9 protein-coding genes are annotated in these 15,525 nt (G+C 68.0%); 6 read left to right on the plus strand and 3 right to left on the minus strand.

All coding sequences use genetic code 11. The features are described from left to right. Positions 1-104: 104 nt before the first annotated feature. Complete coding sequence (locus tag AB0I52_RS02400; RefSeq protein ID WP_363068119.1) at positions 105-1,136, plus strand: alanine racemase; 1,032 nt, start codon at positions 105-107, stop codon at positions 1,134-1,136. A gap of 55 nt (positions 1,137-1,191) precedes the next feature. Here the strand turns inward: AB0I52_RS02400 and AB0I52_RS02405 are convergent, their stop codons facing one another. After that, the gene (locus tag AB0I52_RS02405) at positions 1,192-2,688 is read right to left on the minus strand and encodes a glycosyltransferase 87 family protein (RefSeq protein WP_363068121.1); all 1,497 of its coding nucleotides are present in this window, start codon (positions 2,686-2,688) and stop codon (positions 1,192-1,194) included. A gap of 133 nt (positions 2,689-2,821) precedes the next feature. Beyond that, positions 2,822-5,554, minus strand: coding sequence for a transglycosylase domain-containing protein (locus AB0I52_RS02410; protein ID WP_363068123.1), 2,733 nt, complete (start codon positions 5,552-5,554; stop codon positions 2,822-2,824). Positions 5,555-5,955: 401 nt separating this feature from the next. Here AB0I52_RS02410 and AB0I52_RS02415 point away from each other — a divergent pair, with 401 nt between their 5' ends. The 3 genes from AB0I52_RS02415 (at position 5,956) to AB0I52_RS02425 (ending at position 9,243) form a co-directional block, all read left to right on the plus strand. Then, entirely contained in the window at positions 5,956-6,660 is a 705-nt protein-coding gene (locus AB0I52_RS02415) for a PadR family transcriptional regulator (protein ID WP_363068125.1), read from the plus strand. Positions 6,661-6,722: 62 nt separating this feature from the next. Further along, entirely contained in the window at positions 6,723-7,805 is a 1,083-nt protein-coding gene (locus AB0I52_RS02420) for an inositol-3-phosphate synthase (RefSeq protein ID WP_363022851.1), read from the plus strand. 169 nt (positions 7,806-7,974) lie between these two features. Beyond that, the gene (locus tag AB0I52_RS02425; protein WP_363068127.1) at positions 7,975-9,243 is read left to right on the plus strand and encodes an MFS transporter; all 1,269 of its coding nucleotides are present in this window, start codon (positions 7,975-7,977) and stop codon (positions 9,241-9,243) included. 141 nt (positions 9,244-9,384) lie between these two features. On the opposite strand, the gene AB0I52_RS02430 is transcribed toward AB0I52_RS02425, so the two are convergent. Further along, positions 9,385-10,827, minus strand: a complete 1,443-nt coding sequence (locus AB0I52_RS02430; protein WP_363068129.1) for a CCA tRNA nucleotidyltransferase — start codon at positions 10,825-10,827, stop codon at positions 9,385-9,387. Between the two features lie 183 nt (positions 10,828-11,010). Here AB0I52_RS02430 and AB0I52_RS02435 point away from each other — a divergent pair, with 183 nt between their 5' ends. Then, a complete protein-coding gene (locus tag AB0I52_RS02435) occupies positions 11,011-13,308 on the plus strand; it encodes a DUF6049 family protein (RefSeq protein WP_363068131.1) in 2,298 nt (765 codons plus the stop codon). A 49-nt stretch (positions 13,309-13,357) separates the two neighbouring features. Beyond that, positions 13,358-15,520 carry a murein biosynthesis integral membrane protein MurJ gene (murJ, locus tag AB0I52_RS02440; protein WP_363068133.1) on the plus strand — a complete coding sequence of 721 codons (2,163 nt, stop codon included), beginning with the start codon at positions 13,358-13,360 and terminating at the stop codon, positions 15,518-15,520. Positions 15,521-15,525 lie beyond the last annotated feature (5 nt).

Here is a 15,525-nt window from a genome sequence, read left to right on the forward strand (position 1 = left end):
CTTCATTCGTTTCAATGGGCTCTTCAAGAAGCTCAATGGGCTCTTCAAGAAGCTCCTCATACCTCTGACTACACCGCAGCCACCAGAAAGGTTCCGGACCGGCCATGGCGCTCTCCCTGTACGTCGACACCGCGCGCTGGCGGGCGCACCAGAAATCCGTGCTCGATCAGTTCCCCGGCCTCGTACCGGTCTGCAAGGGCAACGGGTACGGCTTCGGCCACGAACGGCTGGCCGACGAGGCGATCCGCTTCGGCTCCGACACGCTCGCGGTCGGCACCACCTACGAAGCAGCCCGGATCAAGGACTGGTTCAGCGGCGATCTGCTGGTGCTCACGCCGTTCCGGCGGGGTGAGGAGCCGGTGCCGCTGCCCGACCGGGTCATCCGTTCCGTGTCGTCCGTGGACGGAGTGCACGCCCTGGTGGGCGCCCGCGTCGTCATCGAGTGCATGAGCTCGATGAGGCGGCACGGCGTCAAGGAGGAGGAGCTCGGGCAGTTGCACGCGGCCATCGAGGACGTACGGCTCGAAGGCTTCGCCCTGCACCTGCCGCTGGACCGCACCGACGGCTCGGACGCGGTCGAGGAGGTCATCGCCTGGATGGACCGGCTGCGGGCGGCCCGGCTGCCGCTGCACACGATGTTCGTCAGCCATCTCCGGGCCGAGGAGCTGGGCCGGCTTCAGCAGCAGTTCCCGCAGACCCGCTTCCGCGCCCGCATCGGGACCCGGCTCTGGCTCGGCGATCACGAGGCGACGGAGTACCGCGGTGCCGTGCTCGACGTCACGCGCGTCGTCAAGGGCGACCGGTTCGGCTACCGGCAGCAGAAGGCCGCCTCCGACGGCTGGCTGGTGGTCGTCGCGGGCGGTACGTCGCACGGGGTGGGCCTGGAGGCCCCGAAGGCGCTGCACGGCGTGATGCCGCGCGCCAAGGGTGTCGCCCGTGCGGGCCTGGCCACCGTCAACCGCAATCTGTCGCCGTTCGTCTGGTCCGGCAAGCAGCGCTGGTTCGCCGAGCCGCCGCACATGCAGGTGTCGATCCTGTTCGTGCCCTCGGACGCCGAGGAGCCGCGGGTAGGCGACGAGCTGGTGGCCCACCTGCGCCACACCACCACGCAGTTCGACCGCCTCGTCGACCACTGAGGCGCGCCGGGGCCACCGCTGTGCGGCGGCCCCGGCGCCTTGCCCGTCCCGTCGCTCAGTCGGCGGTCGACGTGCCCCGGGTGCCCCACTCCACACGCGGTCCCTCGACCGTGAACGTGGCATGTCGCGGCGGGTGCGCGGCCGCGTGCCCCAGCACGAAGACGTCCGGTGCCCCGTCGAGGACCCCGCCCGACGGATCGTCCGATCCGTCGCGCCGCACACCGTCCCGCTCCGGCATCAGAATGTCGCGCACGACCACGGCGCAGAGGTACAGCGTGCCCAGCAGATGCAGGGCGATGGCCAGCTGATAGCCCTCCGTCGGCAGCCCCTGGTGCTTGTCGCCGCTCGTCGTGTAGGCGAGGTACATCCAGATGCCCAGGAAGTACATGACCTCGCACGCCTGCCAGATCAGGAAGTCCCGCCAGCGCGGCCGGGCCAGCGCGGCGAGGGGGATCAGCCACAGCACGTACTGCGGTGAATAGACCTTGTTGACGAGGATGAACACCGCGACGACGAGGAACGCGAGCTGCGCGAACCGTGGCCTGCGCGGCGCTGTCAGCGTCAGTGCGCCGATGGCTGCGCACAGGGCGACCGTCGCCAGGGTCGAGACGGTGTTGACCGTGCTGACGTCGATGGCGTCGCCCGTGCGCTGTGTGATGATCAGCCAGAAGGAGCCGAAGTCGATCGAGCGCTCCTCGCTGAAGGTGTAGAACTTCTTCCACCCCTCGGGCGCGAACACCATCACCGGCAGGTTGACCACCAGCCAGGATGCCGCAGCGCCGAGCGTCGCCACCCAGAACGCCCGCCACTTCCCGGCCCGCCAGCACAGCACGAACGCAGGGCCCAGCAGCAGCACGGGATACAGCTTGGCGGCCGTGGCCAGCCCGATCAGGATGCCGAACGCCAGCGGCCGGCTCCTGGACCACATGAGCATCGCCGCGGCCGTGAGGGCGACGGCCAGCAGGTCCCAGTTGATCGTGGCGGTGAGGGCGAAGGCGGGTGCCAGCGCCACCAGGAGGCCGTCCCAGGGGCGGCGCCGGTGGGTGCGCGCGACGCAGACGGCGATGATCGCGGTGCAGATCATCAGCATGCCCGCGTTGACCAGCCAGTACACCTGCTCCTGGTGCTGGATGGAACCACCCGGGGTCAGCCAGGCGGCGATCTGCATGAACACCCCCGTCAGCACGGGGTACTCCAGATACTGCATGTCACCGGGCAGCCGGTCGAAGTAGGGCACCAGACCGTCGGAGAAACCGCGCCCGGCGTACAGATGCGGAATGTCCGAGTAGCAGGCGTGGGTGTACTGGGAGCCGGCGCCCTGGAACCAGGCCCAGTTGTAGCAGGGCAGCTTCTGCACCATGCCGAGCGCGAACATCCCCAGCGCCACCAGCGCGACGGCGCCCACGGGGGTGAGCGCGGTACTGCCGAGCCGCGACCAGCGGCCCGACCTCCCGCCGATCAGCTCGCTGCCGGCCGCGGCGACCTCGTCCTCATGCGTGGGCCGTACGACGGACCGTTCCTGATGCACGCTCGTGTCCTCTGCGCTTGGCATGCCGCACATCCTGCCGTACCGGACTGTGCGAACGTCGAGGGCCGCCGCACCCGGTGGTGCGGCGGCCCTCGACATGGCTCTCGGATGGCCTCACCCGGCCCGCGGGCGGGGTGAGGGTGCTGCCTGCCAGGCGCTAACCGGGCGGGCCACCGAAGATGTCGCCGTTGCTGTTGCCTCCGTCACTGGTGGGCGGGCTGGAGCCGCCGGGACCGCCGTTGCCCGCCGACGTCCCGTTCGAGGTGCCGGCCTCGGTGCCGCCGTTGTCCCCGCCGTTCGTGCCGCCATCGGCGCCGCCGTTGTCCCCTCCCTGTGACGTGGCACCGCTGTCGTTCTGGCAGTTCCAGTCCCAGGTACCGCAGGTCTCGGACGGGTCGGGCGACGGCGAGGCCGGAGTACTCGGCTTGGGTGTGTTGGACGGCGACGGCGACGGGCTCTGAGGGGGCGTGTAGCTCGGCGTCGGCTCGGGGCTGCTCGCGCCGCCCCCGTAGAGCGTCTCGCCGATCGGCTCCGCCTTCGGGAACTTCACGACCTTCTGGTTCTTCATCGCTTCGGCCATGTAGTCGTGCCAGATCTGGGCCGGGAACGAGGCGCCGTGGATCTTCTTCTCACCGCCGGTCCCGTACATCTTCTCGAACTTGCGGTTCTTGTGCTTCTCGTTGTCGTCCAGCCGGTACATGCTGATCGCGGTCGACAGCTGCGGGGTGTAGCCGACGAACCAGGCGGAGAGGTTGTCGTCCGTCGTACCCGTCTTGCCCGCCACGTCACGGCCCGGGAGCTGGGCGGGCGTACCCGTGCCCTTCTCGACGACGTTCTTGAGCACGTCGGTCACGTTGTCGGCGACATCATTGTCGAAGGCGCGCTTGGTGACCGTCTCGTGCCGGTAGATCACCTTGCCGAGCTTCTTCACCTGGGTGACCGAGAACGGCTCGCGCTGCTGGCCACTCGCCGCGAAGGTGGCGTACGCGCCGGCCATGCGAATCACACTGGGTGAGGACGTACCGATGGAGAACGACGGAACGGTGGAGTTCGCCATGTTGTTGTCGTCCTTCAGGCCGGCCGCCATCGCCGCCTTCTTCACCTTGTCGGTGCCTACGTCCATGCCCAGCTGGACGTAGGGGGAGTTGGCGGACACCTCCATCGCCTTACGAAGGGTGACGTCGCCTTCGGAGCGGTGCCCGTCATTGGTCTGCAGCCACTCCTCGCCCTTCTCGTTGGTCCAGATCTCACCGTTGTACTTCTTGATCTTCAGCTTGTCGTCGCCGTTGTAGATGCTCATCGGCGAGACCTTCTCGCGTGCCGAGTCGCTCTGGTCCGCGCGGAGCTCGGGGTCCCGCCTTCCGTACTCCATGGCAGCGGCCAGCACGAAGGGCTTGAACGTCGATCCGACCGCGGCGCCGGTCGGGTCGGCGTTGTTGGTGTAGTGCTGGGTCGCGTCCTTGCCGCCGTAGATCGCCTTGATGGCACCGGTCTCCGGATCGACCGACCCGCCACCGAACTGGACGTGCGTGTCCTTGTCGGGGCGCTTCTTGGGGTCGATCTTCTCGTCGTAGACCCTGTTGACCGCCGCGTTGAGCTGCTTGATCTTCTTCTTGTCGAAGGTCGTGTGGATCTCGTACCCGCCCAGGCGGAGCATTTCCTCGGTGACGCCTTGGTCGTTGTTGTTGAGGAAGTACGACTTCGCGAGGTCGACCAGGTAGCCGGTCTGGCCGCCCAGCTGGGCGTCCTTCTTCAGCGGATCGGGCATCGGGAACTTCGTGTACTTGTGGCGGTCGGCCTCCGTCATCCGGCCGTCCTTCACCTCTTCGTCGAGGATCCACCGCCAACGCTTCTCCGCCCGGTCCCGGTTCTTCTGCGCGGTGGCTTCCTTCGCGTCGATCCCCGGGGCACCTGCCGGGTCGTAGTAGCTGGCGCCCTTGAGCAGGGTCGCCAGGAAGGCGCACTGGCTCGGGTTCAGATCCTTGGCGTCAATGCCGTAGTACGTACGGGCCGCCGCCTGGAGACCGGAGGCTCCCCGCCCGTAGTACGAGACGTTGAGGTACCCGGCCATGACCGTCTTCTTGTCCTCTTCCTTGCCGACCTTCAGCGTGATGAAGAGTTCCTCGAACTTCCGGGTCAGGGTCTGTTCCTGGGAGAGCCGTGAGTTCTTGACGTACTGCTGGGTGATCGTCGAGCCACCCTGTGTCTGGCCGCCCTTGGCCATGTTCCACACCGCTCGGGCGATACCCATCGGGTCGATGCCCTTGTCGTGGTCGAACGACTTGTTCTCCGCCGAGATGACCGCGTTGCGCATCGCTTCGGGGATCTGCTCGTAGGCGATGACCTGCCGGTTGGCCTGACCACCGGTGGCGACCATCTGTGTGTTGTCGGACCAGTAGTAGACGTTGTTCTCCGCCTTCGCGGCCGCGTTCACCTCGGGCTTGGCGACCATCGCGTACGCGAGGCCGGCGAGGCCCATCAGAAGGCCGACGAAGCCGATACACAGGCTGGAGACCAGCTTCCACGACGGCACCCAGCGTCGCGCGCCGTACTTGCCGGCGCGCGGGTAGTCGATGAAGCGCTTCTTGACCGGGCGCTGGTTTCCGCGCCCGCGGCCCCGGCCGGGGCCCTCCGCCCCGTCGTCGCCACCGCCGCGGCGCCGCCCTCCGCCGTCGGAACCACCACGGCCGCCGGCGCCGCGCTGGGCGGCTCGTCTCGCGGCGGCGCGGCCGCCGTACGGGGCGTCCTCGCCGGGCGAAGCGGAAGGTGATTCTGAGGTGACGCTGCGTGACGGTGCCGCGCGGCGTCCTGAGGACTGCTGGGTGGCTCGTCTGGTCGCGGCGCGCCCGCCACCTGGCGGTTGCGGCATTTTGCGACGGTGCTCGCTCATCGAACGACTACTCCTCGGGCAGGCGAGAACGCCTGGAAGCGGCAGTTGAGATCCGGTCCCCCCGAATTACGGACCATCCCTGCGACGGGCTCGTCCGCAGTGCATCCGGTCAGTCCGCGGAGACTGACGCGGTCGGGCGTCACACGGTTCCCGGTGGTCTGCATGCCGGACAGACTACGCACGGTCAAAACCCTTCCAGGACCGAACTTCACCTCAAATTACGCAAGTCGGTTCCTAAGAATCAGTGATGTGACGCCGTTCACTAAGGCCCCCCTTGCCCCAACGGAGAGTCCGATCTATCGTGCTGATGTATCGAGTCGATACATCAGCTCGGTACATCGGCTCGGCATATCAGCTCGGCACAGGGGCATCGAGAGCACTCGGAGAAGGAGGAGGCGAGGTTGAGCAGACGCTCAGGCATCCTCGAGTTCGCTGTCCTCGGACTGCTCCGTGAGTCCCCGATGCACGGCTATGAGCTGCGCAAACGTCTCAACACCTCACTGGGGATCTTCCGTGCCTTCAGCTACGGAACCCTCTATCCCTGCCTCAAGACGCTGGTCGCCAACGGCTGGTTGATCGAGGAGCCGGGAAACGCTCCGGCAGACCTTCCGCCCGGCTCCGGCCGTGCGGTGGCCCCTTCCTCTTCTCTGGCAGGGCGCCGCGCCAAGATCGTCTATCGATTGACGGCGGAAGGTAAGGAGCACTTCGAAGAGCTGCTGTCGCACACCGGCCCCGACTCCTGGGAGGACGAGCACTTCGCTGCTCGTTTCGCCTTCTTCGGACAGACGGAGCGCGAGGTGCGGATGCGGGTGCTGGAAGGCCGTCGCAGCCGGCTGGAGGAGCGTCTCGAGAAGATGAGCGCCTCTCTGGCCCGCACCCGTGAGCGTCTCGACGACTACACACTTGAGCTTCAGCGACACGGCATGGAGTCCGTGGAGCGCGAAGTGCGCTGGCTGAACGAGCTCATCGAGAGCGAGCGGTCGGGACGGGATCAGCGACGATCCTCGCCCGAGGGCTCAGCTCAGCAGAACACCGCAGGAGAGCCGGACGGCCTGCCCCGGCGGGGTAACAACCCGCCGGATCCGTCCGGCGACACCGCCAAGTGAGATCCCCGCAGATCCGTGGGGGCCTCATCAGGAACATCCATTACACACAGGGAGCAACCGGAATGGGTTCGGTTCGCGTAGCCATCGTCGGCGTGGGCAACTGCGCCGCCTCGCTGGTCCAGGGCGTCGAGTACTACAAGGACGCCGATCCGGCCGGCAAGGTGCCCGGTCTGATGCACGTCCAGTTCGGCGAGTACCACGTACGGGACGTCGAGTTCGTCGCCGCCTTCGACGTCGACGCGAAGAAGGTCGGCCTCGACCTCTCGGACGCCATCGGCGCCAGCGAGAACAACACCATCAAGCTCTGCGACGTGCCGAACGCCGGACTCACCGTCCAGCGCGGCCACACCCACGACGGGCTCGGCAAGTACTACCGCGAGACCATCGAGGAGTCGACCGAGGCCCCGGTCGACATCGTCCAGATCCTCAAGGACCGCAAGGTCGACGTGCTGGTCTGCTACCTGCCCGTCGGCTCCGAGGTCGCTGCGAAGTTCTACGCGCAGTGCGCCATCGACGCCAAGGTCGCGTTCGTCAACGCCCTCCCGGTCTTCATCGCCGGTACCAAGGAGTGGGCGGACAAGTTCACCGAGGCCGGTGTCCCGATCGTCGGCGACGACATCAAGTCGCAGGTCGGCGCCACCATCACGCACCGTGTGATGGCGAAGCTGTTCGAGGACCGGGGCGTCGTCCTGGACCGCACGATGCAGCTGAACGTCGGCGGCAACATGGACTTCAAGAACATGCTCGAGCGTGAGCGCCTTGAGTCCAAGAAGATCTCCAAGACGCAGGCCGTCACCTCGCAGATCCGTGACCGCGACCTCGGTGCGGACAACGTCCACATCGGCCCGTCGGACTACGTGGCCTGGCTGGACGACCGCAAGTGGGCGTACGTGCGCCTTGAGGGCCGCGCCTTCGGTGACGTTCCGCTGAACCTGGAGTACAAGCTCGAGGTCTGGGACTCCCCGAACTCGGCCGGTGTCATCATCGACGCCGTCCGCGCTGCGAAGATCGCCAAGGACCGTGGCATCGGCGGCCCGATCCTCTCCGCGTCCTCGTACTTCATGAAGTCCCCGCCGGTCCAGTACTTCGACGACGAGGCCCGCGAGAACGTCGAGAAGTTCATCAGGGGCGAGGTCTCCCACTGACGCCACCTGAATAGGGTCTCCGGTCCGGTTCCAAGCCGAATCCGGACGAACGACCCCAGGCGCGTCGGCGCGGCACAGTGAGCAGCGGCAACGCTCCTCGGCTCCCGCACCGTTGAGGGTCCCCGGGCAATCCGCCCGGGGACCCTCAACGTATGTGACCCTTGCTCCCATGCCCGTCGTGCGTGACCTGCGCGTTCTCCTGCGTCTCCGGAACTTCCGCCGCCTGCTGGCCGTGAGGGTGCTGTCCCAGTCGGCCGACGGCGTCTATCAGGTGGCCCTCGCTACGCACGTGGTCTTCTCCCCGGAGAAACAGACGTCCGCGGGCTCCATCGCCTCCGCGATGGCCGTGCTCCTGCTGCCCTACTCGCTCATCGGCCCGTTCGCCGGGGTGCTCCTGGACCGCTGGCCCCGCCGCCAGGTCTTCCTCTACGGCAATCTGCTGCGCGCCGCGCTCGCGTGCTGCACCGCGCTCCTGATCCTCGGTTCCGCCCCCGCCTGGCTCTTCTACGCCTCGGCCCTGAGTGTCACCGCGGTCAACCGCTTCGTTCTGGCCGGCCTCTCCGCCGCGCTTCCGCGTGTCGTCGACCAGGACCGGCTGGTGCTGGCCAACTCCCTCTCCCCGACCGCGGGAACCCTCGCCGCGACGGCAGGCGGCGGCCTCGCCTTCGTCGTACGGCTGGTGCTGTCGGACTCCGACGCGGCGGTGGTGCTGCTGGGGGCGGGGCTCTACTTCGCCTCGGCGGTGGCGTCCCTGAGCCTTGCCGCCGGACTGCTCGGTCCGGAGCGGAGCGGTGACCATCTCCGCCTGAGCGAGGCTCTGGCCACGACCGCCCGCGGGCTCGGTGACGGGCTGCGGCATCTGGCGGAACGCAAGCACGCCGCACAGGCGCTGGCCGCCATAACGGTGATCCGCTTCTGCTACGGGGCGCTGACCGTCACGGTCCTGATGCTGTGCCGGTACGCCTGGGCCAGTACGGAGTCCCACGGGCTGGCGCTGCTCGGGGTGGCGGTGGGCGTATCCGGTGCCGGGTTCTTCGCAGCGGCGGTGTTGTCTCCCTGGGCCGTGGCACGGCTCGGCCGGTTCCGCTGGATGATGGTGTGCGCGGCGGCGGCCGCTGTCCTCGTACCGGCGCTGGGGCTGTGGTTCACCCCCGCGCCGGTGCTCGTCGCCGCGTTCGTGCTCGGACTCGTCACCCAAGGGGCGAAGATCGCGACGGACACGGTGGTGCAGACCTCCGTGGACGATGCCTTCCGCGGCCGGGTCTTCTCGCTCTACGACGTGCTGTTCAACGTGGCGTTCGTGGGCGCCGCCGCGGTCTCCGCCCTGATGCTGCCTCCTGACGGGAAGTCGGCCGCGGTGGTGATCGGAGTGGCTGCGCTCTACGCCTTGGTGGCCGTGGCCCTGTTCCGCCTCGCGCCGATCAAGCCGACGAGCTGATCCCCCGGAACTGAAGCCGGAAGCAGTACCGGCCGAGGGCGCTGTTTCACGTGAAACAGCGCCCTCGGCGTGTGCGCCGCCGGTCATGTTTCACGTGAAACATGACCGGCGGCCCTCCCGGCCGTACCGTCTTCGTGGGACTCAGCTCTGCGACTCCCACCACTTCTTGAGCTCCGCCACTGCCTCGTCATGCTCCATCGGCCCGTTCTCCAGGCGCAGTTCCAGCAGGAACGCGTACGCCTTGCCGATGACCGGCCCGGGTCCGACGCTCAGGATCTGCATGATCTCGTTGCCATCCAGGTCCGGCCGAATCGCATCGAGCTCCTCCTTGTCCTGCAACTGAGCGATGCGCTCCTCCAACGCGTCGTAGGTCCGCGAGAGGGCGGCGGCCTTGCGCTTATTGCGCGTGGTGCAGTCCGAGCGCGTGAGCTTGTGCAGCCGCTCCAGCAGGGGGCCGGCGTCACGCACATAGCGGCGGACCGCCGAGTCGGTCCACTCCCCGTCGCCGTACCCGTGGAAGCGCAAGTGCAGCTCCACCAGCTTCGAGACGTCCTTGATCATGTCGTTGGAGTACTTGAGTTCGGCCATCCGCTTCTTGACCATCTTGGCGCCCACCACCTCGTGGTGATGGAACGAGACCCGGCCGTCCTTCTCGAAGCGCCGGGTCCTCGGCTTGCCGATGTCATGGAGGAGGGCGGCAAGACGCAGAACAAGGTCCGGGCCTTCCTCCTCCAGGTCGATCGCCTGCTCCAGAACAGTCAGAGAGTGCTCGTACACATCCTTGTGACGGTGATGCTCATCACTTTCGAGCCGGAGCGCGGGAAGCTCGGGGAGGACCTCCTGTGCCAGTCCGGTGTCGACAAGGAGCGCCAATCCCTTCCTGGGGTGCGAGGAGAGCAGGAGCTTGTTGAGCTCCTCACGGACCCGCTCGGCGGAGACGATTTCGATCCGGCCGGCCATTTCCGTCATCGCCGCGACGACATCGGGGGCCACTTCGAAGTCCAGCTGAGCGGCGAAGCGCGCGGCGCGCAGCATCCGCAGGGGATCGTCCGAGAAGGATTCCTCGGCCGTTCCAGGGGTGCGCAAGACGCGCTCCGCCAGGTCCTCAGTGCCGCCGTGCGGGTCGATGAAGTCCTTCTGAGGCAGCGCGACGGCCATCGCGTTGACCGTGAAATCGCGGCGGACGAGGTCCTCCTCGATGGAGTCACCGTAGGAAACTTCCGGCTTGCGCGAGGTTCGGTCGTACGCCTCGGACCGGTATGTGGTGACTTCGATCTGGTAGCCGTCCTTCTGGGCGCCCACCGTGCCAAAGGCGATCCCGACCTCCCACACCGAGTCCGCCCATGGCCGGACGATCTTCAGGACGTCCTCGGGACGGGCATCGGTCGTGAAGTCCAGGTCGTTCCCGAGCCTGCCGAGAAGTGCGTCCCGGACCGAGCCGCCGACCAGGGCGAGACTGAATCCGGCATCCTTGAATCGGCGGGCGAGATCGTCGGCGACCGGGGACACCCGGAGCAGTTCACTGACTGCGCGGTGCTGCACCTGGGTCAGGGCACTGGAGTTGTCTTCATTGGCGTTCGGCACAACAGAAAAGGGTACGTGCCCGGACCGGTCCGGGCGTCACGGTTTCCTTCAGCCCTGCGAGACTCTCCCGATCATGTGTCGTACTCCCCAGCACTTAGCCCCCGCGCACATCGTTACCATGCGTGGACGCAGCAACGGACGACGATCGACAGCAGCTCATGACGACGAGGGACGGGTAGGCGCGTGGCCGAGGCGGCAGACTTCCAGGGGACGAACGTCTCTCCTGCCCGCCGGTGGCTGCGGCGCACAGCCGCCGTGCTCGCCGGGGCTCCGCTCATCGCTGCCCTGCTGGCCGGGGCGACCGCCCCGGTGGCACAGGCCGGCGTGACGGACAAGGCCCCGACGGGCTCCGGCACTGTCGCGGTATCCCTGGACACGGTGACTCCGAGCGCCCCGGTGAAAGGGGACACCCTCACCGTCTCCGGCACTCTGACCAACAAGAGCAAGGAGACCGTCACCGCGGCTCAGGTCGATCTGCGCGTGGGGCCCCGGCTCTTCAGCAGGACCTCGATCGACGCGGCCGACCAGCGCACGGGATACCTGCCCGACGCCGATCCGCCTCCGGTCGGCGGCAAGTACACGGTCAAGATCGACAGACTTCCCTCCGGGATCAGCAAGGACTTCACCCTGTCCGTGCCGGTCAGCAAGCTGGGACTGGGTGACGACGGTGTCTACCAGCTCGGCGTCACCCTGTCGGGCCGAACGCCCCACGCCCAGTACGACCAGGTGCTCGGGGTCAAGCGGACCTTCCTCCCCTGGCAGAGCGAGGACCGTGGCTCCAAGCCCCGGATCAGCTACGCCTGGCCCCTGATCGCGGCGGCTCACCTCACCGCGGAGACCGGCTCCGACTCCCAGCAGACCCCGGTGTTCGCCGACGACGACCTGGCCGCCGAAATCGCGCCCGGCGGTCGCCTGGAACAGCTGGTGTCGCTGGGCCGACAGCTGCCCGTGACCTGGGTCATCGACCCGGATCTGCTGGCCAGCGTCGACGCGATGACACGGAACTACCGGGTCAAGTCCGGTGACACCACGATCGCCGGCACGAATCAGAACGTGGCCAAGCAGTGGCTCACCTCACTGGAAGCCGCTGTGTCCGAGGGCAAGGTCATCGCGCTGCCCTTCGGGGATCCCGATCTGGCGTCGATCGCGCACCGCGCCAAGAACGTGTCGGGCACCCTCAGCCACCTCCAGAACGCCAGCGAGGTGGCCACGCCGACAGTGCAGACGATCCTCCACCTGAAGCCGTCGACGGACTTCGCATGGCCGGTCGACGGTGCCGTCGACCCGTCCATCGTGGACGTCGCCACCTCGGCCGGTGCCCACAACGTGATCGCCCGCAGCGACAGTCTTCAGGAGACCGGCGGCCTGGTCTACACGCCCACCGCCGCCCGGCCGATCGGCGGCGGCACGACCGCCGTGGTCTCCGACGCACGGCTCTCCACGGCGTTCCAGGGCGACATGACGAAGGCCGGGGACTCCACGCTCGCCGTGCAGAAGTTCCTCGCCCTCACGCTCTCCCTGGCCGAGCAGGACACGGACACGGACCGAAGCGTCGTCGTCGCACCCCAGCGGATGCCGACGGTCGCCCAGGCCCAGTCGATGGCCCGCGCCCTGCGCACCCTCGACGACGGCCGCTGGACGCAGTCCCAGGGGCTGGTCCAGGCGGCGGAGGCGAAGCCCGACGCGAAGGCGACCACGCAGGTCCCCCCCACATCCCGGTACCCGAAGAAGCTGCGCAGCCAGGAGCTGCCCACCCAGGCCTTCCAGGACATCAAGTCCACCCAGGCCTCCCTCAACAACTTCCAGGTCATCCTGACCCAGCCCGAGCGGGTGGTGGCCCCCTTCGGCAACGCGGTCAACCGCTCCATGTCGACGTCGTGGCGGGGCAGGCCCCTGGAGGCCCAGCAGTACCGGGACTCGGTGCGCACCTATCTGCAGAGCCTCGTCAATGAGGTCCAGCTCATCTCGAAGTCGGACGTCACCCTGTCCGGCCGCAGCGCCACGATCCCGGTGACGGTGCAGAACAGACTGCTGCAGGACGTCGACCATCTGGTACTGCGCCTGAAGTCGGAGAACGCGACGCGCCTCAAGCTGAACAACGACGGTGCCGTGGCTGAGCAGCCGATCCAGATCGCCGGCGGTCACAGCCAGTCCGTGAAGTTCGACGCCGCGGCCAACATCAACGGCCAGGTCCAGATGACCGCACAGCTGTACACCGAGGACGGCACACCGTACGGCGCGGAGATGAACTTCACCGTGAAGGTGTCGGAGCTGACACCGACCGTGCTTCTCGTGATCGCCGGCGGGTTGCTGCTGCTGGTCCTCGCCGGCATCAGGATGTATGCACATCGCAAGCGCGCCAACGCGGGCGGCGCGGCGGGCGACGACGGCAGTGAACCCGAGCAGCCGAGTGACCCGAGGCCGGACACCGGTCCCGAAAGCGCGGAGCCGTCGGGCACGGGTGAGAAAGTGGACCGTTGAGCGATGTCTGTCGTGGCCGGTCGGCCGGGGACGATGAGGTGGGGTTTCGATGAACGCGCCGTACGACGGTGATCGCGGTCAGGGTACGGGCGGAGCTGGGTCTTCCGGCGGTCCTCCGGTGCCTCCCGGACCGGAACAGGTGCCACCGGCACCCGATCCGTATCTGCAGGCTGCGTACGACTACGACCCCTACCGGGCCCAGGACCTCTCGGCGCAGGATCCGGTGGGCGAGGCGCTGTATGACCGCGCCTCGCACCCGCCGCCGCCTCCTGGCACCTATCAGCAGCCCCAGCCGCTCTACCAGCAGCCGCCCGCGGCCGCGTACGCCCCCGACCCCCGGATCTGGGCACAGACCCCGCCGCCCGAGCCCGACGGTCCGTCCCGGCATCTGCCGTACGGCGACGACGCCGCGACCACCCAGTTCGTCGGCGTGGACGATCTCGTCACCCAGGCATCGACGGGCCGCGACGAACCCGATGCGTTCGCCCACCTCTTCAGGGACCAGGAGGGCCCGGCGAGCTCACCCGGCCCCGCCCGCCCCGAGCCGGCTCCCGCACCCGTACCGCCGAAGTCCGGCGGCGGCGGCCGGGCCTCCGGCCTGCTGAAGTCCAGCGCGGTCATGGCGGCCGGCACCCTCGTCTCACGGCTCACCGGTTTCGTACGCAGTCTGGTGATCACCGCGGCGCTCGGCGCGGCCATGCTCGGCGACAGCTTCACCATCGCGTACACACTGCCGACGATGATCTACATCCTCACCGTGGGCGGCGGCCTCAACTCGGTGTTCGTCCCCCAGCTCGTCCGCTCCATGAAGGACGACGAGGACGGTGGCGAGGCCTACGCGAACCGGCTGCTCACCCTCGTGATGGTCGCGCTCGGCCTGATCGTCGCCCTCGCCGTCTTCGCCGCGCCCTGGCTCATCCGGCTGATGTCGCTGCCGATCGCGAACGACCCCGCCGCCAACAACGTGGCCACGACCTTCGCCCGGTACTGCCTGCCCACCATCTTCTTCATGGGTGTGCACGTCGTGATGGGCCAGATCCTCAACGCCCGCGGAAAGTTCGGCGCGATGATGTGGACCCCGGTCCTCAACAACATCGTGATGATCTTCACTTTCGGCATGTTCATCTGGGTCTACGGCACCTCGCACGAATCCCACATGGGCGTCCAGACGATCCCGCCGGAAGGCGTCCGGCTGCTGGGCATCGGCACTCTGCTCGGCCTGATCGTCCAGTCCCTGGCCATGATCCCGTACCTGCGCGAAGCCGGATTCAGGTTCCGCCCGCGCTTCGACTGGAAGGGCCACGGGCTCGGCAAGACGATCAAGCTGGCCAAGTGGACAGTCCTGTTCGTCTTCGCCAACCAGGCCGGTGTCCTCATCGTCACCCAGCTCGCGACCGCGGCCGGCAAGGAGTCGGGCAGGAACGGGGCGGGAATCCTGGCCTATTCCAACGCCCAGCTGATCTGGGGCATGCCGCAGGCGATCATCACCGTCTCGGTCATGGCCGCCCTGCTGCCCCGTATCTCCCGCGCCGCACACGACAACGACCCGGGCGCGGTCCGCGACGACATCTCGCAGGGCCTGCGCAACTCCGCCGTGGCCATCGTGCCGGTCGCGTTCACGTTCCTCGCCCTGGGTGTCCCGCTGTGCACCCTGCTCTACGCCTCCAGCGGCCCCGAGGCGGCCCGCTCCATGGGATTCATCCTGATGGCCTTCGGTCTCGGGCTGATCCCCTACTCGGTGCAGTACGTGGTGCTGCGCGGGTTCTACGCCTACGAGGACACCCGCACACCCTTCTACAACACCGTCATCGTCGCCCTGGTCAACGCAGCCGCCTCGGCCGTCTGCTACCTCGTTCTGCCCGCCCAGTGGGCCGTGGTCGGCATGGCGGGCTCGTACGGCCTCGCCTACGCCGTCGGCGTCGGTATCGCGTGGCGCCGGCTGCGCAACCGTCTGGGCGGCGATCTGGACGGCGCCCACGTCCTGCGCACCTACGCCCGGCTGTGCCTCGCCGCGATCCCCGGGGCAGTGATCGGCGGTGGCGTGGGGTTCGCTCTTCTCCACGCGCTCGGCGACGGCGCCTCGGGCTCGCTCGTCGCGCTGATCTGCGGTGGGATCGTGCTGCTGGGAGTCTTCGTCGTCGCGGCGAAGCGGATGCGGATCGAAGAGATCAACGGCATGGTCGGCATGATCCGGGGACGGCTCGGCCGCTGAGTGTC

Origin of the sequence: Streptomyces sp. NPDC050423 (genome assembly GCF_040655445.1) — a bacterium.
Lineage (GTDB): Bacteria > Actinomycetota > Actinomycetes > Streptomycetales > Streptomycetaceae > Streptomyces.